Origin of the sequence: Actinopolymorpha sp. NPDC004070, assembly GCF_040610475.1 — a bacterium.
GTDB lineage: Bacteria > Actinomycetota > Actinomycetes > Propionibacteriales > Actinopolymorphaceae > Actinopolymorpha.
The window spans coordinates 575,977-598,423 of sequence record NZ_JBEXMJ010000001.1 but is presented as its reverse complement, the minus strand read 5'-3'; the positions used below and the strand labels follow the sequence as shown (position 1 = coordinate 598,423).

The following is a 22,447-nucleotide window of genomic DNA, read 5'->3' as shown; positions in this document are numbered from 1 at the left end:
TGATCGGTCGACGAGAAGTCGCCTTACGTGGGCCGTTTCGCCTGCGGCTGGCATCGGCTTGCCGGGACGCGGCCGACAAGTCGACCTGTCGTCCGGCGCAACCACGGACCCGGGCGGGTGCCATGCCGAAACGCTAGCGCCCCTGACCGCTTCCCGGAACCCGGGAAACTGCGGGTATGTCACCAGGTGCGAAGTGCGACCGCGACACGCCCTGGGAAACGACCAGGACACGCCGTGGAAACACCCCCCGGGGACCCCGGGATACCCGACTCAGCTCGGCCGATCCTCGCCAGAGCCCGGCCCGATGGCCGGTCGCCGGCGCCGGGTCGCGGCCACCACGGCAGCCGCGCGGACGTTGACGCCCGCGACGCGCAGCACCCTGGCCGCCTCCGCGAGGGTCGCGCCGGTGGTGAGTACGTCGTCGACCAGCAGGACGGCCCGGCCGGTCAGCAGGTCGCGGGACCGGACCCGGACGACGAACGCACCGGCGAGGTTGGCGCGGCGGGCACGGGCGTCCAGTCCGGCCTGGTCGGCCACCCGGCGGCCGACGGCCAGCGCCGACCGCACGGTCACCGGCAGCCCCGCCCGCCGGGCCACACGTGCCGCCCGGCCCACGATGCGCGCCAGCGGGTCGTGGCCGCGGCGGCGGGTGACGGCGGCGCTGGACGGGATCGGGACCAGCACCACCGGCCGCCGCGGCGTGGCGGCGTGGCGGCGGCCACCGCGGTCGCCAGGGCCGCTCCGAGGGGGCCCGCCAGGCTGGTCCGGCCGCGTTCCTTGTGCGCGAGCAGCGCGGCCCTGGGCACTCCGGCGTACGACGCGACGGCCCAGACCGGGGGCAGCCCGGGCGGCACGGGGTCGGGCTCGGTCCGGAACGCCGCCGCCCGCAGAGTCGGCGCGCACCGCACGCACAGGGCCCGGCCGGGACGGCCGCAGCCCACGCACCGGCAACCGAGCGCCAGATCGGCGAGGTCGTCGCGGACCAACCGGTCGGCGTACGCGACAAGGCGCGCGGCGGGCCGCAGGCCGGTCATCCCGGGTAGGCCGGGCAACGGCCCGCTCCCTGGTTGCTCCACATGTACGTCTTGTCCTCCCGATGCAGTACCCCGTCGCTCCCGCCGAGCAGCACCAGCTGGCCGGGTGCGGCCGACAGCGAGGTGGCGTCGGGGCCGGTGAGCGGCGTCGAGGAGTATCCGTCCACGGTCACCTTGAGGGCACGCGAGGCCCCGGCCTGACCCTCCGAACCGATCACCGTCACCTCGTCGAGCTGGGACCACGCGAGGTCGGTCATCCTGGTGAGGTCCAGCGGGATCTCGCGCAGGCCGCGGATGGCCAGCCCCTCGCCGCGTTCGACCCGGCCGACCATCAGGACGGTTCGGTTGCCGTGCTGGACGAGCACGGCCGCCCGGGAGCCCTCCCGGGAGATCTTCAGCGCACGGACGTCCTTGCCGTTGAGCCCGGGCGCGTCGACGGTGCCGAGCCGGTCGCGTTCGTCGAGGACCTCGATCCGGGCGCGGCCGCGGTTGCGATCGACCATCCACAGCTTGCCGGTGCGATCCCAGGAGGGCTCCAGGAGGTCCCGCCCCTGCCAGGCGGTGCGCGGAGCCAGGCGTTTGGCGCCGTAGAGGTTGACCTTCCTGCCGTCGGTGGACACCGCGGCCAGCCAGTCGGCCGATCCGCGCGGGTCCTCCGGGCCGAGCCGGCCCTGCGAGCTGCGCTCGCCGAAGATCCCCACCGCGATCGAGCGCGCCTCGATCCGGTGGCCGGCCAGGCTGCTCACCAGAACCGTCCGGTCGGAGCCGACGAGGACGACCTTGCCGTCGTTGAGGGCGTACGCGCCGGTGGCCGCTCCGGCCACGCGGGGGTCGTAGGTCGCCCACTGGTCTGCGCTGGTGGTGTTGGAGCCGCCGTTGCCGCCGATGCTGAACGGCGCCCGGCCGGCGGTCACCTGGATCTTCTTGATCTGGCGCACCTGGTCGAGGGTCCAGCTCAGCTGGGCCAGCAGGTAGCGACGCTGTGGTTCGTACAGGCTGTCGACTCGGGGGTCGAGGTCGACGGTGGCGACGTTCCCGTCGACGGTCACCGACGGGGCGGCGAGGGTGGTGCGTTCGGGGAAGGCGGTCCGCACCGAGGGCTTCAGCCATCCGGAGGGCCCGCGCAGCAGGGCGTTGACCAGCAGCGTCTCCAGCCGCCCGCGGGTCGGCAGGTAGATCGGGTCGGGGACGAGGATCTCGAAGTTGGGGTCGAAGAAGTACAGGTTGTAGGACTCGTACTCGCGCCGGAAGTTGTAGATCGACATCACCAGGGCGCTCGGCGGCCGGCCGACCCGCCACTGTCCGGCCACCTTCGTCATCCCGAGGTCGAGCCGCAGCCGCTCACCCGGGCGCGCCGACGTCCAGTCGCCGTTGACGCCGAGTCCGCCGACCCTGCGTACGTCGATGAGTACCTTCCCGGACTTCGGCTCGGTGAGGGGTACGGGCGTGCTGTCGTAGACGAGCACCTGGTCAGGCTGCCAGCGTTCGCTCATCGCGGGCGTGAGGTACTTGCGGGCGACGGGCTGGCCGGCCTGGTAGCTCGCCATCGCGTCGAGGAAGCCGCGGGCGACCTGCTGCGGACTGTCGCCGGGCTCGGGGCCGTTGACCTGGACGGCCAGCGACGGCGGGGTCGCGGACTGGGTGCCCATCCCCTCGAACATCACCGGTCCGCTGCTCGGCACGGTGGCACACGCGGCCAGGGCTGCCAGCGACACCGCCAGCGCGAGCGCGGCGGCCACGACGCGACCGCGGGAGCGCGACCGGTGTGCCTCTGCCGTCACCGTGCACCTCCCCCTGTGCCGCCGGACGGCGCCGACGGCGAGGACGAGGAAGATGGCGGTGGTGCCGTCGGTGCGGAGGAGGGCGAGCCGGCCGGGGACGGCGACGAAGCCGACGACGAACCTGGGCCGAGCGCCCTCGGGGTGGCGGCGCGCGCGAGCCGAGGCGGGCCGCCCTCACCGGGAACCAGCGCGATCGGTGAGTGGTCGAGGGTGTCGCCGACCGTGCGCGGCAGCGTGAGCCGGAAGTGGGCGCCGCGGCCGGGCTCGCCCCAGGCCTGCAGCCAGCCACCGTGCAGCAGCACGTCCTCGAGCGCGATGGCGAGGCCCAGTCCGGTGCCGCCGGTGGTGCGGGCCCGGGCCGGGTCGGCCCGCCAGAAGCGTTCGAACACCATCGCCGACTCCCCCGGTTTGAGCCCGATGCCGTGGTCGCGGACGGAGACCGCAGCCGCCTCGCCGTCACCGGCGACGCGTACAACGACGTCGCGGCCCTCGCCGTACTCGATCGCGTTGATGACGAGGTTGCGCAGCACCCGCTCGATGCGCCGGGAGTCCACCTCCGCCACGACCGCCGTGTGCGGCAGGTGCAGCTCGAGCCCGCTGCCCTTGCGGACGGCGATGGGCCGGGCCGCGTCGACCACCCGGCGGACGATCTCGCGCAGGTCGGCGTCCTCCAGGACCAGCGCGGCCGCTCCGGCGTCGAACCTGCTGATCTCCAGCAGGTCGCCGAGCAGCGCCTCGAACCGGTCCAGCTCGGCCTGCAGCAGCTCGCTGGCCCGGCCCACGCTGGGGTCGAACTCCCTCCTCGCTTCGTACAGCACGTCGGCGGCCATGCGCACCGTGGTGAGCGGCGTGCGCAGCTCGTGGGACACGTCGGAGACGAACCGGCGCTGGACGCGGGACAGCTCCTCCAGCTGGCGGATCTGACGCTGGAGGCTGGTCGCCATCTGGTTGAAGGAGCCGGCGAGGCGGGCGAGGTCGTCCTCGCCGCGCACCCGCATCCGCTGGTCGAGCAGCCCGGCGGCGAGGCGCTCGGCGACCTGGCGGGCCATCCGGACCGGCGTCACCACCTGACGGGTGACGAACCACGCCACGCAGCCGAGGAGGACGACGATGAGCACCCCGACCGCGACCAGCGACCGCTGCAGGAGGTTCAGGGTGTCCTGCTGTTGCTGGAGGTCGAAGAGGTAGTAGATGTCCAGGGTGGCCCCGCTGCGCGGCTCCAGCAGCTGGGAGCCGACCGCGATGCCGGGGCTGTCCGGCTCGTTCGCCCGCCGGATCATGGTGTAGCGGTAGGCCACCTGCGCGGAGTGCACCTGTGAGCGCAGGTCGGCCGGGATGCTGGAGGGCAGGACCGTCGCCCGGGTCGAACGCGCCACCGTCTGCGAGCCGCCCTCGGCGGGGAGGACGTCGAGGACCACGTCGTACAGCCCGCCGGACGCGCCGCGCAGCGCGATGTCCTGGGCCAGCTGGGTGGTGAGCTCGCTGGGGTCACCGCTCGGCTCGGCGGCGTCGATCGCGGCCTGTGCCGACCGGAAACCCGCGGACGCCTCCCCCACCGAGGCGACCACCTTGGCGTGCAGCACGCCGTCGGTCACCTGGCGCAGCAGGATCCACCCGACGAACACGGTGACCAGGGCGGACAGCACCAGCGTGCCGGTCACCACCCGCAGGTGCAGGGACCGGCGCCACACACCGACCGGCCGGCGGGCGAGGCGCGCCGCCGGTCGGAGAATGCCGGCCAGGCTCTGCATGCGGGGGCGTCCAGGGAGGCTCGAGGGGGCTGCGCCGAGGGGGTGGCGCGGGCGTGGGTGGGGGTCACCGGTGACGCAGGGGCGCGCCGCGGTGACAGCTGGTCCGCGCGGCGCCGGGTCCTCGGCGGCCGGCGGACCGCTCCGATCGTACGTCCGCACGCCGACAGCCCCGTCGGCACACGGCTTCGGCGCGGCCTCCCCTGCTTGGTGTCGCGACCGACCTTAGGAGGGCCCTGCCTTGTAGCCGACGCCGCGGACCGTCACCACGATCTCCGGGTGCTCGGGGTCCTGCTCGATCTTGCTGCGCAGCCGTTGCACGTGCACGTTGACCAGCCGGGTGTCGGCGGCGTGGCGGTAGCCCCACACCTGCTCCAGCAACTCCTCCCGGCCGAACACCTGCCAGGGCTTGCGGGCCAGGCACACCAGGAGGTCGAACTCCAACGGGGTCAGGGCGAGCGACTCGTTGCCCCGCTTGACCGAGTGGCCGGGTACGTCGATCACCAGGTCGCCGATGTGCAGCGTCTCCGGCACCGCCCGGTCCGACCGGCGAAGGCGAGCGCGGATCCGGGCCACGAGTTCCTTGGGTTTGAAGGGCTTGACGACATAGTCGTCGGCGCCGGACTCCAGGCCGAGAACCACGTCGACCGTGTCCGTCTTGGCGGTGAGCATCACGATGGGCACGTCGGACTCGGCCCGGATCTCCCGGCAGACTTCGATGCCGTCCTTGCCGGGCAGCATCAGGTCGAGCAGCACGACGTCCGGTTTGGTCTCCCGCACCTTCGCCAGCGCCCCTTCGCCGGACTCGCAGAACACCGCGTCGAGACCCTCCGCGCGCAGCACGATCCCGAGCATCTCGGCCAGTGCCATGTCGTCGTCGACGACCAGAATGCGACCTTTCATGAATCCATGGTCCCACTGCGCGTGGCACGATGGCTCGACACGACCCGCGGGATACCCCAGACGTGAGGTGCGCCAGATGACCGACACCGGTACGCCGCCCGGCGGGCCACCCGGCGAGCCGCCGGCCGGCCGGCCCGGTTGGGGCGATGGTCGGGGCAATGGTTGGGGTGGCGGCTGGGGCGATTCGCCGCCTCCGGCCGCCCCCGCCTGGGGTGCCGCTCCGCCGCAGTGGGGCGGTGGCACCTCCTGGGGCAGCGCGCCGCCCCAGGCGCCGAAGCCGGGTGTCGTTCCCCTGCGCCCACTGGGATTCGGGGAGGTGCTGGACGGCGCCTTCACCACCGTGCAGCGCTATCCGAAGATCATGCTCGGGCTGTCCACGGCGGTGATGGCCGTCCTCACCGCCGCGTACTTCCTGACGCTTTTCGTGGGGTTCGGGCAGATCGTCACGGCCGACCCCGACCGGGTCACCCAGATCAGCGACCGGACCTGGGTCGGCATGGGTGCCACCGGTGCCGCCCTCGCCCTGGTGAGCTGGGTGGCCACCTCGGTGCTGACCGGGATGATCACCGTCACGGTCGCCCGCGGGGTGCTCGGCCGGCCGGCGACCGTCGGCGAGGTGTGGCGGGCGAGCCGGCCGCACATCCTCCGGCTGCTCGCGGTGACGTTCCTGATCGCGGCGGCCTTCGTCGTGGCGGTCGTGGTGGCGATCGTCGTCGTGGTGCTGGCGTTCCTCGCCAACCTCGTCGTCGGGATCCTCGCCGCCGTCGTGTTCGCCTGCGCGCTGATCTTCTTCGGAGTCGTGTTCGCCACCCGGACCGCCCTCTCCTCGGCGGTGGTGGTGCTGGAGACGCAGCCGGTGGACGCGACCCAGCCGTACGCCGGCCAGCGCCGGATCCCCGTGGTGGCGGCGATCCGACGCTCCTGGGCACTGGTCCGCGACCGCACCGCGCGCACCTTCGGCATCCTGGCCGTCGCCAACGTGGTCGCCTCGGTGGTGTCGTCGGTGATCCAGACCGCGTTCACCCTGCTGGCCACCGGTCTGGGCGCCGGTCTCGGTGACTCCTTCCGCGGCGGGGAGTTCCTCGCCCTGGTGCTGGCGGGGATCGGCGGCCTCGCGGCGTCGGTGCTCCAGATCGCCTTCCTCGCCGCGGTGAACGCGCTGGTGTACGTCGACGCCCGGATGCGCAGCGAGGGGCTGGACATCACTCTCGCCCAGTACGCCACCGCGGATCCGCTCGCCGGCACGAGCGGCACGGCCGGCTCGGGCGGCACTGGGCCCGCACCGGGGACGCCGTATCCGGCGATGCCGGGTACCGAACCGCCGTCGCCCTGGGCCACCCGATGACGGGTCCGCCCCGGTGAGCGGTCCGGCCGGGCGGTCGCCGGGAGGGCCACCGATCGACGTCGGGGGTGCCGACGCCGCCCGCGCGGCCCGGGACGAGCTGACGAAGGGCATCTACCACCGCGACGAACCCGGCCTGGTCTCCCGTTTCCTCGTGTGGGCGCGTGACTGGCTGGCGGACGTCTTCGCCCGGATCGCCGCGGTGTCCCCCGGCGGCTGGTGGGGCCTGCTCGCCCTGGCCGCGCTCCTCGTGCTCGCGGTGATCGTGGTCCACCGGCGGGTGGGTGCGCTGGCCAGAACCCGCGCGCGTGCCGACGGCGCGGTCTTCGGCGGGACGGTCCGCTCGGCGGCGGAGCACCGCGAGGCGGCCCGCGCGGCCGCCGGTCGCGGCGACCACGAGACCGCGGTCCGCGAAGGCTTCCGGGCTCTGGTGCGGGAGTTGGAGGAGCGGGCGTTCCTCGACGAACGCCCGGGCCGGACCGCCGACGAGGTGGCCCGGGAGGGTTCGGCGGTCGCGCCGGGGGCAGCGGTGCCGCTGCGGACGGCCGCCCGGGAGTTCGACGAGGTCTGCTACGGCGGGCGGGTCGCGACGGCCAGGGCGTACGACGAGATCCGGGCCGCCGACGACGCCGTACGACGGATCCGCAGGCCCACGGGGCGGGCCGACCACCTCGGTTCGGACGTCCGGAGTGCGGACGTACCGCTGGGTGGAGCACCGCGGTGAGCGCACCCACGAACCCGCCGGCCGGCTCGCCGCACGCCGGCACGAACTCCGGCACGAACCCCGGTCCGGGCGCGCCGGCCAGCCGGTCCGTCGAGCCCACTGCCCGGCAGCGGTGGCATCGCTCGCGGGGGGCGCTGGTGATCGCCGCCGTGCTCGTCCTCGGCGGCCTGGCCTCGGCCCTGCTGCTCGGCCGCACCGAAGGCGGCCCCCTCGACCCGGCGTCTGCTCGCCAGTCCGGCGGCCGGGCGCTGGCGGTCCTGCTCGACGACCGCGGTGTCGGGGTGCGCCGGGTGGACAACCTCGCCGGGGCGGTCCGGCTGGGGACCCGCGGCACCACGCTCGTGGTCGCCCAGCCCGACCTGCTGGCACCGGCGCAACTGGACCGGCTGGTGCGGGCCGGCTCGGGTCACCTGGTCCTGTTCGCCCCCGGTGAGGAGGCGCTGCGGGTGCTCGCCCCGGACGCCGTCCGCGCCGGTGACACCCTCGTTCCGGCCACGCGTACGCCCGGATGCGGCCTGCGGGCCGCCCGCCGGGCCGGACCCGTCCACGTCGACGGGCCGATGTACCGCGCGCTGCCCGGCGCGAGGGCAGTCGGCTGCTACGGCGACGGCAGCCGGTTCGGCCTGCTCCGGCTCGGGCACCAGCCGACCGCGCCGCCCGGCGGCAGCGACGACCCGGGTCCGACGGCCCGGATCGGCGGCGGCCGCACCGTCGACGTGGTGGGCCCGGCCACGTCGTTCGCCAACTCCCGGCTGACCGACGACGGCAACGCCGCGCTGGCCCTCAACCTGCTCGGCACCGAACGCGAGCTGGTCTGGTACGTCCCGTCGGCGGCCGATCCTTCCGCCGTGCCGTCGGGCGCCCCGGGTGGCCGTGAGCCGCGGAGCCTGACCTCACTGCTGCCCGACGGCGTCCGGTTCGGCGCCGGCCAGGCCGCGGTCGCCGTCGCCCTGCTCATGCTGGCCGCCTCCCGGCGCCTCGGCCCGGTCGTACCCGAACCCCTCCCCGTCGCCGTCCGCGCGTCGGAGGCGGTCGAGGGACGTGCCCGGCTCTACCAGCGTGCCCGGGCCCGCGCCCGCGCCGCGGACGCGCTCCGCGCGGCCACCGCCGCCCGGCTGGCGCCGCTGCTCGGCCACGCCCACCCGGACAGTTCCGGCTCGAGGACACGTCCTGGCCTGGCGCCGGGTCGCGTCCTCGGGCAGGGACCGGACACACTGGTCGCGGCCGTCGCCGACCGCACCGGGCGCGACGGCGGCCAGGTGCGCCGCCTGCTCGCCGAGTGCGCCGCGGGCGGGCAGACCCCCGAAGACGACGCGGCCCTCGTCCGGCTGGCCGCCGAACTCGACACGCTGGAGCAGGAGGTACGCCGATCGTGACCGACCAGGCGACCACGACCGACGACACCGACCACCCGCCGAACCCCGGGCACACCGGCCACCCCGGCGGGCCACCCGCCGGGGACGCCCGGAGCGCACTCCTCGCCGTCCGTGCCGAGGTGGCCAAGGCGGTGGTCGGCCAGGACTCGGCCGTCACCGGGTTGCTGATCGCGTTGCTGTGCCGTGGCCACGTGCTGTTGGAGGGTGTGCCTGGTGTCGCCAAGACGCTGCTGGTGCGATCCATGGCCGCCGCGTTGCGCCTGGACAGCAAGCGGGTGCAGTTCACGCCCGACCTGATGCCCGGCGACGTGCTGGGCTCCCTGGTCTACGACGCGCGCACCGCCGCGTTCGAGTTCCGGGAGGGACCGGTCTTCACCCACCTCCTGCTGGCCGACGAGATCAACCGCACCCCGCCCAAGACCCAGGCCGCCCTGCTGGAGGCGATGGAGGAGAACCAGGTCTCGGTCGAGGGCACCGCGCGGCCGCTGCCCGAGCCGTTCCTGGTGGCGGCGACGCAGAACCCCATCGAGTACGAAGGCACCTACCCGCTGCCCGAGGCCCAGCTGGACCGCTTCCTGCTCAAGCTGCATCTCACCCTGCCCTCGCGGGAGGAGGAGGTCGCGGTGGTCGGCCGGCACGCGCACGGGTTCGACCCGCGCGACCTCGCCGGAGCCGGGCTGACGGCCGTGGCAGGGGTGGACGACCTGACCGCCGCCCGGAAGGCCGTCGCCGCGGTGTCGCTTCGTGAGGAGGTCCTGGGGTACGTCGTCGACCTGTGCCGGGCCACTCGCGAGTCGCCGTCGCTGCGGCTCGGCGTCTCCCCGCGCGGCGCCACCGCCCTGATGCGCGCGGCCCGCGCCTGGGCCTGGCTGTCCGGCCGCGACTACGTGACGCCCGACGACGTGAAGGCGCTGGCGCTGCCGACGCTTCGCCACCGGGTGGAGCTGCGGCCGGAGGCGGAGCTGGAGGGCGTGTCCGCGGACGGTGTGCTGGACGGGATCCTGGCCAGCGTGCCGGTCCCCCGGTAGGCCGGTGCGATGACCTTCACCTTCCGCGCCGCTCTGCTGGCCGCCGCCGGGGTGCTCGTGGTGGCGTTCGCCGTACCCTCCCGGGCCGGCATCGCGCTGGTCACCGGCGCCGTCGTGCTGCTCGCCCTGGTGGACGTCGCACTGGCCGGAGCGGTCCGGCCGCTGACGTTCCGGCGGGAGGTCACCGGCGACGCCGCCGTACGAACGGGCGCCGGCGGGTCCGGCTCGGCAGGACCGGTCAGCTCGGTCAGCGGAGTCCGGCTGGGCGAGCAGACGCAGATCTGTCTGCTCGTCACCAACCCCGGCCGGCGGCCGGTCCGCGGGGTAGTCCGCGACGCCTGGCCGCCGTCGGCGGGCGCGGCCACGCAGCGGCATCCACTCCAGCTGTCCGCGGGCGAACGCCGCCGCGTGACCACGACCCTGCGCCCCACCCGGCGAGGCGACAAGCACGCCCACCGGGTGACCGTGCGCTCGCTCGGGCCGCTCGGCCTGGCCGGCCGCCAGGGCTCGCACGAGGTTCCGTGGACGGTGCGGGCGCTGCCGGCGTTCGAGAGCCGCAAGCACCTTCCCTCCCGGCTGGCCCGGCTGCGGGAACTCGACGGGCGCGCCAGCGTCCTGGTGCGCGGCCAGGGAACGGAGTTCGACTCGCTGCGCGACTACGTGGTGGGTGACGACGTACGCTCCGTCGACTGGCGAGCGACCGCCCGGCGCGGCGGCGTGGTCGTGCGCACCTGGCGGCCCGAACGCGACCGGCACGTCCTCGTCGTCCTGGACACCGGCCGCACCTCCGCCGGCCGGGTCGGCGACGCGCCTCGCCTGGACCACGCGATGGACGCGGCTCAGCTGCTGGCCGCGCTGGCGACCAGGGCCGGTGACCGGGTGGACCTGCTGGCCTACGACCGGACGGTTCGCGCGGACGTACGCCGGGCCGCGCCGCGTGAGGTCCTGCAGAGGTTCACCGCCGCGATGGCGCCGCTTTCCAGCGAACTCGTCGAGGCCGACCACCGCGGGCTCGCCGCCGCGATCACGCTGCGGGCGACCCAGCGCTCGCTGGTGGTGCTGCTCACCGGACTGGACGCCGCCGTCGTCGAGGAGGGCTGGCTGCCGGTGCTCGGCGCCCTGACCCGCCGGCACGAGGTGCTGCTCGCCGCCGTCGCCGACCCGAAGGTGGCCGAACTCGCACGGGGCCGGGCCGACGCGCGGGAGGTGTACGCCGCGGCCGCCGCCGAGCAGGCCAACGCCGAACGCCGGCAGGTCACCGCGACCCTGGAACGCCTCGGCGTGACCGTGGTCGACCGGCCGCCGGAGGAGATCGCGCCCGCCCTGGCCGACACCTACCTCGCGCTGAAGAAGACCGGCCGGCTGTGAGCCAGTGCCGCGGCTGGCCGACCGGTGTCAAGCCGCTGTTGTCAGGCGGCCGGCGTCAAGCGCTGGTTGTCAGGGCGGCGGTTGTCACGCAGTGGCGTTCAGGCGGCGGTGGGCAGCAGGTCGCCGCGTTCGTCCGCCGCGATGTCGCCGGACTCCCCCGCACGTACCGCCCGCCGGCCGAACCAGAAGACGTACGTCAGGAACGCCACCTCAGCCGCCACCCCGATGCCGACCCGCGCCCAGGTGGGCAGGCCGGACGGCGTGACGAAGCCCTCGATCACCCCGGACACCAGCAGCACCACGGCCAGCCCGAGAGCCATCCCGACCGTCTCCCGCCCGGTCTCGGCCAGCGCCCGCATCCGGGTGCGTGCCCCGGGAGCAATGACGGTCCAGCCGAGCCGGATGCCCGCGCCGCCGGCCACCAGGACGGCGGTGATCTCCAGCAGGCCGTGCGGCAGGATCAGCCCGAAGAACACGTCGCCCCGGCCGGCCGCCACCATCAGCCCGCCGGCCACGCCGACGTTCGCGGCGTTCTGCCACAGGATGTAGGCGACCGGTACGCCGAGCAGGACACCCAGTGCCAGGCTGCCGGCGGCCACCCATGCGTTGTTGGTCCACACCCCGAACGCGAACTCCGCCGCCGGGGCGGAGCTGTAGTAGTCGGCGAAGTCGTGCTCGACGAGCTGGTCGACCGCGGCCGGAGGCAGTAACGCCAGGCGCACCATCGGGTGCGTCGCCACCCACCAGCCGACGCCCGCGCAGACGGCGAGGAAGGCCGCCGCCGTGCCGAGCCACCAGGGCGCGCAGCGGTAGAGCGCCGCCGGGAACGTCACGGTGAAGAACCGCCCGACCTCGCGCCAGGCCGGGGTGTGTGCCCCGGTCACGGCGGCCCGCGCCCGGCCCACCAGGGCGGACAGCCGGCCGACGAGTACGACGTCGGGAGCGCTCGACCGGACGACGGACAGGTGGCTCGCCACCCGCTGGTAGAGCGTGACCAGCTCGTCGGCCTCCGCCCCGGTGAGCCGTCCCCGGCGGCAGACCAGGGCCTCCAGCCGGTCCCACTCCGCCTGGTGTGCGGCGGCGTACGCGTCCACGTCCACAGCAAGGCACACTAATGGCACCGATCCGAAGGGACCACACGTGAGCGAACCCGTCACCGGCGAGGCCGTGGTCCTCGACCTGCGACTGGCCCGGCCCGCGACCAGGGCGCTTGCTCTGGGGATCGACCTGCTCCTGGAGCTGATCCTCTTCGGCCTGCTGATGATCCCGGTGGCGCTGGTCACCGGCGACGACGCGAGCGAGTCGCTGATCGGCGGGCTGGTGGTCGCCTGCGGCGTGCTCACGTTCGTCGGCTACACCACGACGATCGAGACGCTCACCCGCGGCAAGAGCGTGGGGAAGTACGCCCTCGGGCTTCGGGTCGTGCGCGACGACGGCGGCCCGGTGCGGTTCCGGCACGCGTTCGTGCGCGCCCTGTGTGGTGTGTTCGTCGACTTCTTCGTCACCTCCGGCTGCGTCGGGTTCATCACCGCGATGCTCTCGCCGGGTGGCAAGCGGGTCGGCGACATGCTGGCCGGCACGCTCGTCCTCCGCGACCGTGCTCCGACGGCACCGTCGGCCGTGCCGGAGCCGCCTCCGGGCCTGGAGGCGTGGTCGGCGCGACTCGAGCTGTCCACGCTGCCCGACCAGCTGGCGCTGTCGGCCCGGTCGTTCCTCGGCCGCTACCACGAGCTCAACCCGGCCGCCCGCGAGGAACTGGGAGGGCAGCTCGCCGCCTCGGTCGCGCGGTACGTCGCACCGGCTCCCCCGGCCGGGCTGCCGCCGTGGGCGTACCTCGCCGCCGTGCTCGCCGAACGCCGTCGCCGCGCCTTCGGTGAGCAGCCACGCCCGCAGCCGCCGTACGGCCAACAGCCATACGCCCAGCAGCAACAGCCGACCGCGCCGGGCACTCCGCAGCCGGCGGAACCGTCGGCCGAGGAGCCGCGGGCCACCGGCGGGTTCGCACCGCCCCGCTGACACCAGGACGGAAACGCCCGGCGAGCGGCCTCACGAGGAGACCGCCCGCCGGGCGTGATCACCGGGCGGAGCGCCCGGTACTGCTACGAACTCGGTACTGCTACGAACTCAGTAGCGGTAGTGGTCGGACTTGTACGGCCCGGCCACGTCGACACCGATGTAGGCGGCCTGCTCCTTGGTCAGCTCGGTGAGCTTGACGCCGAGGGCGTCCAGGTGCAGCCGGGCGACCTTCTCGTCCAGGTGCTTGGGCAGGACGTACACGCCGATCGGGTACTCGTCCTTCTTGGTGAACAGCTCGATCTGCGCGATCACCTGGTTGGTGAAGCTGTTCGACATCACGAAGCTCGGGTGACCGGTGGCGTTGCCCAGGTTGAGCAGCCGGCCCTCCGACAGCACGATGATCGTGTGGCCGTCGGGGAAGCGCCACTCGTGGACCTGCGGCTTGATCTCGATCTTTTCGATGCCGGGCAGCTTCGAAAGACCGGCCATGTCGATCTCGTTGTCGAAGTGGCCGATGTTGCCGACGATGGCCTGGTGCTTCATCCGGGCCATGTGGTCGGCGGTGATGATGTTGAAGTTGCCGGTGGTGGTGATGAAGATGTCGGCGGTCTCCACCACGTCTTCCAGGGTGAGGACCTGGTAGCCGTCCATCGCCGCCTGCAGCGCGCAGATCGGGTCGATCTCGGTGACGATCACCCGGGCGCCCTGACCGCGCAGGGACTCCGCCGCGCCCTTGCCGACGTCGCCGTAGCCCGCGACGACCGCGACCTTGCCGCCGATGAGGACGTCGGTGCCGCGGTTGATGCCGTCCACGAGCGAGTGGCGGATGCCGTACTTGTTGTCGAACTTCGACTTGGTGACCGAGTCGTTGACGTTGATCGCCGGGAAACGCAGCGTGCCGGCCCGGTGCATCTCGTACAGCCGGTGGACGCCGGTGGTGGTCTCCTCGCTGACGCCCTGGATGCGGTCGGCGATGGTGGACCACTTCGTCGGGTCGGCCGCGAACGACTTCTTCAGCAGGCCGAGGACGATCGCGAACTCCTCGGTGTCGGCCGTGGAGGGGTCGGGCACCGCGCCGTTGGTCTCGTACTCCGCGCCCTTGTGGACGAGCAGCGTCGCGTCGCCGCCGTCGTCGAGGATCATGTTCGGGCCGGCTTCACCGTCGGGACCGGCCGGCCAGGTGAGCGCCTGCTCGGTGCACCACCAATACTCCTCCAGCGTCTCGCCCTTCCAGGCGAACACCGGGACGCCCTGCGGGTCCTCGGGGGTGCCGTTCCGCCCGACGACCACGGCCGCGGCGGCGTGGTCCTGGGTGGAGAAGATGTTGCAGCTCACCCAGCGCACCTGCGCGCCGAGGGCGGTCAGCGTCTCGATGAGCACCGCGGTCTGCACCGTCATGTGCAGCGAGCCCATGATCTTGGCGCCGGCGAGCGGCTGCGCGGCGGCGTACTCCTCGCGCAGCGCCATCAGGCCGGGCATCTCGTGCTCGGCCAGGCGGATCTCCTTGCGGCCGAACTCAGCCAGACCCAGGTCCTTGACCTTGAAGTCGAACGTCATGGGCGTTTTGCACCTCCGTATCGGATGGAACCCAGTTCGGCGAGCCTAGGCGGCCTCGCGGCTTCCCCGCAGGCGCCACGCGCGTTCTTGACACAAGTTTGTCAGAATGGGCGCCATGCGGATCAGCAAGGCCGCTCAGGCCCTCGGAATGTCCCCCCGGATGCTGCGCTACCGCGAGCGGCTGGGCCTGGTCCCCCGCGGGCGGGCCGACTCGTGGTGGCGGCCGCGGCCCGACGGCGCCGACTTCACCCCCGTCCCGCCGCGGAGCCAGCCGCCGAACCAGCCGCCGAGCAGCACTCCCGGTCGACCGCCGGGGCAGCCCCGGCCCCAGGCCCGGAACCACCCCCGGACCCACGCCGGTCACCGGCAGTACACCGAGGAGGACCTGCACACCATCGCCCTCGCCGCGCAGTTGGAGGAGAAGTACGACGTCACGCCGCTCGCGGTGGCGTTCGCGCTGCGCGCCTTCGCCGAACCCGCCGTCGGCGCGGCGGTGCGGGAGCTGGGTGAACGCCTCGGCCGGCTGCCCACTCCGGCGGCCCGGGCCGCCGAGATCGACAAGGATCGCGCGCTGCGCTGGCTCGGCCGCAGCGGGGTGCTCCAGCCGCCCCGGCCGCGGCCGCGCTGATCAGCGCCGCGGCTCGGTCCGGGACCCCCCCTGCAGGGTCCGGTCCAGGTCGGGTTCGAGGTAGATCACCCGGGCGATCGGCACCGCCTCCCGGATGCGCGCCTCGGCGGCGTCGATCGCGTGCGCGACCTCGGCCGCGGAGTCGGTGGGGGTGACCGCGATCTTGGCCGCCACCAGCAGTTCGTCCGGTCCGAGGTGCATCGTCCGCATGTGGATGACCCGGTCCACCAGCGGCTCGGCGGCCAGCGCCTCCTCGATCCGGCGTACGGTCTCGCGGGTCGCGGACTCACCGACCAGCAGGCTCTTCATCTCCGCCGCCAGCACCATCGCCACGCAGACCAGGAGCAGGCCGATCGCGATCGACCCGAGGCCGTCCCACACGCCGTTGCCGGTGGCCAGGGTGAGCAGCACGCCGACCAGGGCGAGGGCCAGGCCGACCAGCGCCGCGGAGTCCTCCAGCAGGATCACCGGAAGCTCGGGGCCGCGGGCGCGGCGGATGAAGGTCGGCCAGCTCACGTCGCCGCGGACCCGGTTGGCCTCGTGGACGGCCGTACGGAACGACAGTCCCTCCATCACCATGGCGATCACCAGGACGGCGACCGGCACCCACTTCCAGCTTTCGATGCCGTGCGGGTCCAGGATCTTGTGCCAGCCCTCGTACAGCGCGAACAGCCCGCCGACCGTGAACAGGACGACCGCGACGATGAAGCCGTAGACGTAGCGTTCCCGGCCGTGCCCGAACGGGTGCAGCGCGGTGGCGCCACGTCGGGACTGCTTCTTGCCGAGCAGCAACAGCAGCTGGTTGCCGGAGTCGGCGACGGAGTGGATCGACTCCGCGAGCATCGACGAGGATTGGGTCAGCAGGAACGCCAGGAACTTCGTCACCGCGATCCCGAGGTTGGCCATCAGGGCCGCGATCACGGCCTTGGAGCCGCCTTCTGCGCTCATGAACGATTCCTGTCAGATCCGGGTCGGTGGGAAAGTCCCTATCCTGCCCTGCCCCTGGGCAGCCCGCTTGCGCCGGTCCGCTCGTGGCGCCGGCTCGCGGCCGTCCACCGAACCGGTCCGTCCCCGAGCCAGGCGGGGGGACTCTAAGCTCACCGCCACAGGTGAGCCCGGCGGCGAAGGAGACACCATGCGACTGGCGCACGGAAGCATCAGCGACGCCCGGCTGCCGGACGTCGGAATGCGGGCGGTGTTCGGCCCGGACGCTCGGCGCCGGCGCTACCTGGCCGTCGAGGCGGAGCTGGCGCGGGCGCAGGCCGAGATCGGCCTGATCCCCGAGGCGGCTGCCGAGGCCATCGCGGCGAGCGCCCGGCTGGAGCTGCTGGACCCGGACCGGCTGGCCGCCGAGCAGGACCGCACCGGCCACCTGATGATGCCGATCATCGCCGAGCTGTCCCGGGTGACGGGCGAGGCCCACGGCGGCTGGGTGCACTGGGGTGCCACCACCCAGAACATCCAGCAGACCGGCGACGTCCTCGGCGTCCGGGCCGCGCACGCCATCGTCGCCGACCTGCTCCTCGACGTGCTGGGCACGCTGGCCGACCTCGCCGACACCCATGCCGAGACCGTGATGGCGGGCCGTACGCACGCACAGCAGGCGGTGCCGATCACGTTCGGGTTCAAGGTGGCGGCCTGGATCGACGCGATGCTGCACCATCTGGAACGCCTGGAACAGCTCCGCGACCGGCTGTTCGTCGCCATGGCCGGGGGCGCCACCGGAACGTTCGCCGCCATGGGGCCGGAGGGCCCGCGGGTCCAGCAGGTACTCGCCGGCCGCCTCGGCCTGCACAGCATGCCCGTACCGTCGCGGAGCATCGCCGACCCGTTCGCCGAGCTCGTGTCGGTCCTCGCCCTGCTGTCGGCGACCGGTTCCGCGATCGCCGAGGAGATCGCGCGGCTCGCCGCCGCCGAGTTCGGCGAACTGGCCGAGACCCTCCCGCCGGGCGACGTGGGTAGCTCGACCATGCCGCAGAAGCGCAACTCCAAGCTGTGCATGGATGTCATCACCATCGGCGCCCAGCTGCGGGCCCTGGTGCCGCTGGCGCTGGAGGCGATGATCCATCCGCACGAGGTCGACGGCGCGCGGACGGCGATGATGGACGAGGCCGTCGAGCAGTCGCTGGTGCTCACCGCCGACGCCCTGGTCCGGCTGCGCGACGTCCTCGGCGGGCTCCGGGTGTTCCCGGACCGGATGAGCCGCAACCTCGAGCTCACCGGAGGGGCGATCATGGCCGAGGCCGTGATGATGGCACTCGCCGACGCCCTCGGCCGCCAGCAGGCGCACGACCTCGTTCACCACGCGGCCGGGGCGGCCGCGTCCACCGGCCGTTCGTTTTCGGAGGTGCTGGCCGAGGCGGTGGAGCACGACCCGCGGGTGCGGGGGCGGCTGAGCGAGGACCGGATCGGGACACTGCTGGACCCGGCGACCCACACGGGGTGCAGCAGCGAGATCGCCCGGCAGACCGCCGCCCGTGCCCGGACGGCGGTCGGCACCCGGCGGTAGAACCTCAGCCGATGCCGGCGGTGGCCCGGAACACGACGCCGTCCCCGGCCAGGGTGACCGTGCCCTCGGCCGCGCCGGCCCAGGCCGAGCGGCCCGGCGTGAGGTCGACCTTGCCGGCTTCGCCGCGAGCGGCCACCGTGCCCTCGACGCACAGCAGGATCTGCGGACCCGCGGGATCCAGGGTGACCTCCGCACCTCCGGTGACCACGTGCCGGGACAGCCGGAACTCGCTGGCCGGCGTCGCGTAGCGGCCCTCGTCGTCGGCCGTGAGGATCTCCGCCCGCCGGGGCGTGAAGTCCAGGATCCGCAGGAGCTCGGGAAGGTCGATGTGCTTGCTGGTCAGCCCGCCGCGCAGCACGTTGTCGGAGTTGGCGAGGATCTCCACGCCGACCCCGTGGACGTAGGCGTGCAGGTTGCCCGCCGGGAGGTACAACGCCTCACCGGGGGCGAGCCGGACGTGGTTGAGCAGCAGCGCCGCCACCACGCCGGGGTCACCGGGGTACTTCTCCCCCAGCCGGCGGGCCAGGTCGGCGGCCGGGTCCGTACGGTCGGCGCAGGCGGCGACCACCGCGTCGACGACCGCGCGCTGCCGGTCGGCCGGCGCAGTCATCAGCATGGTGAACGCCGCCCGCATCCCCTCCTCGTCGGGCTGCTCGCGCAGCTGGGCCAGCAGGGGTTCGAGCTCGGTGACGCCGAACGCGCCGACCACCTCCAGCGTCTCGGCCGGCGGCCGGAACCCGACCAGCGCCTCGAAGTCGGTGAGCGCGCAGATCAGCTCGGGCTTGGCGTCGCCGTCCTTGTAGTTGCGGTGGGGCGCCGACACCGGGATGCCGTCGGCGTTCTCGCGTTCGAAGCCCGCCTTCGCCTGCGCGGGGTCAGGGTGCGCCTGCAGCGAGAGGGGGTTCTCCGCCGCCAGCACCTTGAGCAGGAACGGCAGCCGCGGCCCGAACTCGCGTACGCAGGGCGAACCGAGCTCGCCCTCCGGGTCGGCGCCGATCAGGTCGAGGAGCGTCTGCTCCTTTCCGACCAGGCCGGACGGCGACCCCGGGTGCGCGCCCATCCACAGCTCGGCCTGCGGCTCCCCGGTCGGCTTGACACCGAGCATGGCCGGAATCGCGGTCGGTGAACCCCAGGCGTACGGACGGATCGGGTTGTCGAGCAGCTGCATGACGTCCTCAGGTAGTAGCCGGTCGAGGAAGGACCCCGGCCGGCTCAGGTGGATGGGGAGTAGCGGCCCAGGCCGACCGCGAGATACACGGCGGCGTAGGTGCCGAGCGACTGGAGGGCGGCGTACCTCGCCACCTCCGGTCCTTCGTTCCAGCGCAGGGTGCGGACGTGGAGACCGCGTGACTCGGCTGCAGCGAGCAGCCGGCCCCGGGCCTCCCGGATCGAGGGCTGCTCGGCTCCGTCGTCGAGCACGAACAGGGCCGGGCGCAGCGACGCCGTGCCCCCGTCGGCGAACGGGTCGCTGAACGGGTCGGCGAACAGGTCCCGCGGCTCCGCGCCCTCCAGCACCGGCATCAGGTGGTCGGCGTCGGCGGCCAGCGCCGGCCGGTTGGACGCCCGGCGCAGAGTCTCCACCACCCGCCGGGCGGCGCGGGCCGCGAGCACCGAACCGCCCCAGATGAGCGGCAGCGCGTCGGCGAGCACGAGGGCGAGGTCCTTGGCGGGGTTGGCGGCCAGATCGGCGTGCGGCGAGCAGCGCGACGCCACCTCGTCCAGCGCCAGGGCGACCGACTCCGCCGACACTTCGGGGCCGAGCTCGACCCCGTGCAGAAGCTGGAGTACGACGACCGCCAGCGCCAGCGGGTCGCCGGTCTGCGCGGGGATCAGGATGGTGTCGCGGCCCTGCCCCGCCTCGGCCAGTGCCGACTCGCCCGGACAGGCCAGGATGACCGTGCTCCCCCGGCGTACGGCGTCGTGCACCGCCGCGGCCGTCTCGTCCCCACCGCGGGGAGCAAGCACCACCACGAGGTCCAGCGCACCCACCCAGCCGGGCAGGCCGGGGCCGGGCCAGGCGACGAACGGCACCGGGCACCAAGGCTCCAGGACCGCCCGCAGCAGGCGGGCGTCGGCCCCGACGGCGACCACGGCCCGCGGGCGGCCCGCTCCCCGGAGGCTGTCCTCGACACCCTTGGCGGCCTCGGCCTCCCGCCGGACGCGGGCACCGGCCTCGGCCAGCTCACGCAGGGCGGTGTCGGCGCGGGCCAGCTCCACCTCGTCGTCGAGGAGGCCGTCGTCGAAGTGTTCGGCGCTCACGTTGGTTCAAGCGTCGGTGCCGGTCGGGGAGTTCCCGTCGGTGGCGCCGGCGTCCGAACCGGACTCACCCGGCGCGCCTCCGGACTCCCCCGGACCGGTGTCGGGCCGGCGGGCCTCGTCGACCAGCAGCACCGGGATGTCGTCGCGCACGGCGTAGGCCAGTCCGCAGGCGGCGTTGGTGCACACCAGCTCCGACGCGGCGTCGTCGGCGTGCAGCGGGGAACGGCAGGCCGGGCAGGCCAGGATCTCCAGCAGCGCGGGGTTGAGATTCACCTGTGGTCCCTTCGGTGGTGCGGCCTCACGCGTTCACGGTGCCGCGGACGAGGCCGAGGACCTCGTCGCGCAGGCGTTCCATCGTCGCCTGGTCGGCCGCCTCCGCGTTGAGCCGGAGCACCGGCTCGGTGTTGGACGGGCGGAGGTTGAACCACCAGTCGGCGTGCTCAACCGTAAGCCCATCCAACTCGTCGACGGTCACGCCCACCCGGTCGGCGTAGGCGGCCTTCACCCGAGCCATCGTGGCGGCCTGGTCGTCGACCCGGCTGTTGATCTCGCCGGAGGCAGCGTACCGGTCGTACTCGTGGAGGAGTTCCGACAGCGGCCTGTCCTGCTCCCCCAGCGCGGCCAGCGTGTGCAGCGCGGCCAGCAGACCGGAGTCTGCGCGCCAGAAGTCCCGGAAGTAGAAATGCGCGGAGTGCTCGCCGCCGAACACCGCACCCGTGCGGGCCATCGTGGCCTTGATGAAGGAGTGGCCGACGCGTTCGCGCACCGGCTTGCCGCCGTGCTCGCGGATGATCTCCGGGACCGCCCGGGACGTGATCAGGTTGTGGATGACGGTCGCCCCCGGCTCCCGGGCCAGCTCGCGGACCGCGATCAGGGCGGTGATCGCCGACGGTGAGACCGACCGGGAGTTTTCGTCGATCACCCAGCAGCGGTCGGCGTCACCGTCGAACGCCAGGCCGATGTCGGCGCCCACCTCGCGCACCTTCGCCTGCAGGTCGAGCAGGTTGGCCGGCTCGATCGGGTTGGCCTCGTGGTTGGGGAACGTGCCGTCCAGCTCGAAGTACATCGGCACCAGGTCGATCGGCAGTCCCTCGAACACCGCCGGGACGGTCAGCCCGGCCATGCCGTTGCCGGCGTCCACCGCGACCGTGAGCCGCCGGATCCCGGACAGGTCGACCAGCCCGCGCAGGTGGCCGGCGTACGCGGAGAGGAGGTCGCGGCGCTCGACCTTCCCGGCCGGTACGACGTCCAGGTCGGCGACCGTCTCGTGGTGGCCCTGCCTGGCCTGCTCGACCAGCGACCGCAGCCGGGCCAGCCCGGTCTCCTGCCCTACCGGCGCCGCACCGGCCCGGCACAGCTTGATCCCGCCGTAGTCGGGCGGGTTGTGGCTCGCGGTGAACATCGCACCGGGCAGGTCGAGGTGGCCGCTGGCGAAGTACAGCTCGTCGGTGGAGGCCAGGCCGATGTCGACGACATCGCAGCCCCGGCTGGTCACACCCGCGGCGAACGCCTCGGCCAGCTCCGGTGAGGCCACCCGCATGTCGCGGCCGACCACCACGGCGGCCGGTCGGTCGAGCACCTCGACGTAGGCCTCGCCGATCGTCCGCACGAGGTCGGCGTCCAGGTCGTCCGGCACGACTCCGCGGATGTCATACGCCTTGAAGATCTTCTCCGGGTCAGACACCCGGCCACCATATCCGCGCATACCGACACCGGAGACGTAGCGCGCCGGTCACCCTCCGAAGTCCGGAGTATTCGTACCGGCTCGGTCAGTTGTTGTCGGGGTTGCGGAGTACGCGCAGATGGCCCCGCCGGCCCAACTCGGGCGACGGCTCCGGCGCGGTGTCGCGCGGGCGAGCCGCCTCGCGGACCGCGTTGGCCAGCGCCTCGAGGTCGTCGGCGGAGGGCCGCAGGGACTCGGGGTCGGGGGCGAGCCGGATGACCTCCCAGCCGCGCGGGACCGTGAGACGTTCGGAGTGCTCCGAACACAGGTCGTAACAGTGCGGCTCGGCGTAGGTGGCGAGGGGCCCGAGCACGGCCGTGGACTCGGCGTAGACGTAGGTCAGCGTCGTCACGGCAGGGCGGGAGCACGCCGTACGAGAACATTTCCTGAGCGTGCCCACGAGGGGGGATGGTACCGGTCCACCGCCTCGGCAGACCACCTAACACGCTCA

Annotated in this window: 20 protein-coding genes and 1 pseudogene; 8 read left to right on the top strand and 13 right to left on the bottom strand. The window is 73.6% G+C overall.

What is annotated here, in order from left to right:
• Window positions 1–270 precede the first annotated feature (270 nt).
• The 5 genes from ABZV93_RS02720 to mtrA form a co-directional block, all read right to left on the bottom strand.
• Window positions 271–573, bottom strand: a complete 303-nt coding sequence (locus ABZV93_RS02720; protein ID WP_354929187.1) for a phosphoribosyltransferase family protein — start codon at window positions 571–573, stop codon at window positions 271–273.
• Window positions 570–1,052: a hypothetical protein gene (locus tag ABZV93_RS02715; protein ID WP_354929184.1), complete on the bottom strand. Its 483-nt coding sequence runs from the start codon at window positions 1,050–1,052 to the stop codon at window positions 570–572. The genes ABZV93_RS02720 and ABZV93_RS02715 overlap by 4 nt, the downstream gene beginning before the upstream one ends.
• Complete coding sequence (locus ABZV93_RS02710; protein ID WP_354929181.1) at window positions 1,031–2,815, bottom strand: LpqB family beta-propeller domain-containing protein; 1,785 nt, start codon at window positions 2,813–2,815, stop codon at window positions 1,031–1,033. The genes ABZV93_RS02715 and ABZV93_RS02710 overlap by 22 nt, the downstream gene beginning before the upstream one ends.
• Window positions 2,812–4,566, bottom strand: coding sequence for an MtrAB system histidine kinase MtrB (gene mtrB, locus ABZV93_RS02705; protein ID WP_354929178.1), 1,755 nt, complete (start codon window positions 4,564–4,566; stop codon window positions 2,812–2,814). Before mtrB ends, ABZV93_RS02710 begins: the two co-directional genes overlap by 4 nt.
• Before the next feature lie 222 nt (window positions 4,567–4,788).
• Window positions 4,789–5,466, bottom strand: a complete 678-nt coding sequence (gene mtrA / locus ABZV93_RS02700) for an MtrAB system response regulator MtrA (protein WP_354929175.1) — start codon at window positions 5,464–5,466, stop codon at window positions 4,789–4,791.
• A 76-nt stretch (window positions 5,467–5,542) separates the two neighbouring features.
• Here mtrA and ABZV93_RS02695 point away from each other — a divergent pair, with 76 nt between their 5' ends.
• Genes ABZV93_RS02695 through ABZV93_RS02675 form a run of 5 tightly spaced genes read left to right on the top strand, consistent with a single transcriptional unit; the run spans window position 5,543 to window position 11,304 of the window.
• Window positions 5,543–6,811 carry a hypothetical protein gene (locus ABZV93_RS02695; RefSeq protein WP_354929172.1) on the top strand — a complete coding sequence of 423 codons (1,269 nt, stop codon included), beginning with the start codon at window positions 5,543–5,545 and terminating at the stop codon, window positions 6,809–6,811.
• A gap of 13 nt (window positions 6,812–6,824) precedes the next feature.
• A complete protein-coding gene (locus ABZV93_RS02690; protein WP_354929169.1) occupies window positions 6,825–7,532 on the top strand; it encodes a DUF4129 domain-containing protein in 708 nt (235 codons plus the stop codon).
• A complete protein-coding gene (locus tag ABZV93_RS02685) occupies window positions 7,529–8,908 on the top strand; it encodes a DUF4350 domain-containing protein (protein WP_354929166.1) in 1,380 nt (459 codons plus the stop codon). Before ABZV93_RS02690 ends, ABZV93_RS02685 begins: the two co-directional genes overlap by 4 nt.
• A complete protein-coding gene (locus tag ABZV93_RS02680) occupies window positions 8,905–9,936 on the top strand; it encodes a MoxR family ATPase (RefSeq protein WP_354929163.1) in 1,032 nt (343 codons plus the stop codon). The genes ABZV93_RS02685 and ABZV93_RS02680 overlap by 4 nt, the downstream gene beginning before the upstream one ends.
• A 9-nt stretch (window positions 9,937–9,945) precedes the next feature.
• A complete protein-coding gene (locus tag ABZV93_RS02675) occupies window positions 9,946–11,304 on the top strand; it encodes a DUF58 domain-containing protein (protein ID WP_354929160.1) in 1,359 nt (452 codons plus the stop codon).
• Between the two features lie 98 nt (window positions 11,305–11,402).
• Here ABZV93_RS02675 and ABZV93_RS02670 read toward each other — a convergent pair whose 3' ends face one another.
• The gene (locus tag ABZV93_RS02670; RefSeq protein ID WP_354929157.1) at window positions 11,403–12,404 is read right to left on the bottom strand and encodes a stage II sporulation protein M; all 1,002 of its coding nucleotides are present in this window, start codon (window positions 12,402–12,404) and stop codon (window positions 11,403–11,405) included.
• Between the two features lie 40 nt (window positions 12,405–12,444).
• Between ABZV93_RS02670 and ABZV93_RS02665 the strand changes: the two genes are divergently transcribed.
• On the top strand, window positions 12,445–13,320 hold the full coding sequence (locus ABZV93_RS02665) for an RDD family protein (RefSeq protein ID WP_354929154.1): 876 nt from the start codon (window positions 12,445–12,447) through the stop codon (window positions 13,318–13,320).
• 108 nt (window positions 13,321–13,428) lie between these two features.
• On the opposite strand, the gene ahcY is transcribed toward ABZV93_RS02665, so the two are convergent.
• Window positions 13,429–14,877 carry an adenosylhomocysteinase gene (gene ahcY / locus ABZV93_RS02660; RefSeq protein ID WP_354929151.1) on the bottom strand — a complete coding sequence of 483 codons (1,449 nt, stop codon included), beginning with the start codon at window positions 14,875–14,877 and terminating at the stop codon, window positions 13,429–13,431.
• Between the two features lie 115 nt (window positions 14,878–14,992).
• On the opposite strand from ahcY, the gene ABZV93_RS02655 reads away from it, so the two are divergent.
• On the top strand, window positions 14,993–15,505 hold the full coding sequence (locus ABZV93_RS02655) for a MerR family transcriptional regulator (RefSeq protein ID WP_354929148.1): 513 nt from the start codon (window positions 14,993–14,995) through the stop codon (window positions 15,503–15,505).
• On the opposite strand, the gene ABZV93_RS02650 is transcribed toward ABZV93_RS02655, so the two are convergent.
• Window positions 15,506–16,453, bottom strand: coding sequence for a cation diffusion facilitator family transporter (locus tag ABZV93_RS02650; RefSeq protein WP_354929145.1), 948 nt, complete (start codon window positions 16,451–16,453; stop codon window positions 15,506–15,508).
• A gap of 187 nt (window positions 16,454–16,640) precedes the next feature.
• Here ABZV93_RS02650 and ABZV93_RS02645 point away from each other — a divergent pair, with 187 nt between their 5' ends.
• On the top strand, window positions 16,641–18,014 hold the full coding sequence (locus ABZV93_RS02645) for an adenylosuccinate lyase family protein (RefSeq protein ID WP_354929142.1): 1,374 nt from the start codon (window positions 16,641–16,643) through the stop codon (window positions 18,012–18,014).
• Between the two features lie 4 nt (window positions 18,015–18,018).
• On the opposite strand, the gene manA is transcribed toward ABZV93_RS02645, so the two are convergent.
• The 5 genes and pseudogenes from manA to ABZV93_RS02620 form a co-directional block, all read right to left on the bottom strand.
• Window positions 18,019–19,182, bottom strand: coding sequence for a mannose-6-phosphate isomerase, class I (gene manA / locus ABZV93_RS02640; RefSeq protein ID WP_354929139.1), 1,164 nt, complete (start codon window positions 19,180–19,182; stop codon window positions 18,019–18,021).
• Window positions 19,183–19,226: 44 nt separating this feature from the next.
• Complete coding sequence (locus ABZV93_RS02635) at window positions 19,227–20,273, bottom strand: SIS domain-containing protein (protein ID WP_354929136.1); 1,047 nt, start codon at window positions 20,271–20,273, stop codon at window positions 19,227–19,229.
• A gap of 99 nt (window positions 20,274–20,372) precedes the next feature.
• Window positions 20,373–20,546: pseudogene (locus tag ABZV93_RS02630) on the bottom strand (Trm112 family protein); the annotation flags it as partial.
• Window positions 20,547–20,571: 25 nt separating this feature from the next.
• Entirely contained in the window at window positions 20,572–21,957 is a 1,386-nt protein-coding gene (locus ABZV93_RS02625) for a phosphomannomutase/phosphoglucomutase (protein ID WP_354929133.1), read from the bottom strand.
• An 85-nt stretch (window positions 21,958–22,042) separates the two neighbouring features.
• Window positions 22,043–22,396 carry a DUF3499 domain-containing protein gene (locus ABZV93_RS02620; RefSeq protein ID WP_354929130.1) on the bottom strand — a complete coding sequence of 118 codons (354 nt, stop codon included), beginning with the start codon at window positions 22,394–22,396 and terminating at the stop codon, window positions 22,043–22,045.
• Between the last annotated feature and the right edge of the window lie 51 nt (window positions 22,397–22,447).

Coding starts and splice junctions, on each gene's coding strand:
- mtrB (WP_354929178.1), bottom strand. CDS start 4,566: ATGCAGAGCCTGGCCGGCATTCTCCGACCGGCGGCGCGCCTCGCCCGC.
- mtrA (WP_354929175.1), bottom strand. CDS start 5,466: ATGAAAGGTCGCATTCTGGTCGTCGACGACGACATGGCACTGGCCGAG.
- ABZV93_RS02695 (WP_354929172.1), top strand. CDS start 5,543: ATGACCGACACCGGTACGCCGCCCGGCGGGCCACCCGGCGAGCCGCCG.
- ABZV93_RS02675 (WP_354929160.1), top strand. CDS start 9,946: ATGACCTTCACCTTCCGCGCCGCTCTGCTGGCCGCCGCCGGGGTGCTC.
- ahcY (WP_354929151.1), bottom strand. CDS start 14,877: ATGACGTTCGACTTCAAGGTCAAGGACCTGGGTCTGGCTGAGTTCGGC.
- ABZV93_RS02655 (WP_354929148.1), top strand. CDS start 14,993: ATGCGGATCAGCAAGGCCGCTCAGGCCCTCGGAATGTCCCCCCGGATG.
- ABZV93_RS02650 (WP_354929145.1), bottom strand. CDS start 16,453: ATGAGCGCAGAAGGCGGCTCCAAGGCCGTGATCGCGGCCCTGATGGCC.
- ABZV93_RS02645 (WP_354929142.1), top strand. CDS start 16,641: ATGCGACTGGCGCACGGAAGCATCAGCGACGCCCGGCTGCCGGACGTC.
- manA (WP_354929139.1), bottom strand. CDS start 19,182: ATGCAGCTGCTCGACAACCCGATCCGTCCGTACGCCTGGGGTTCACCG.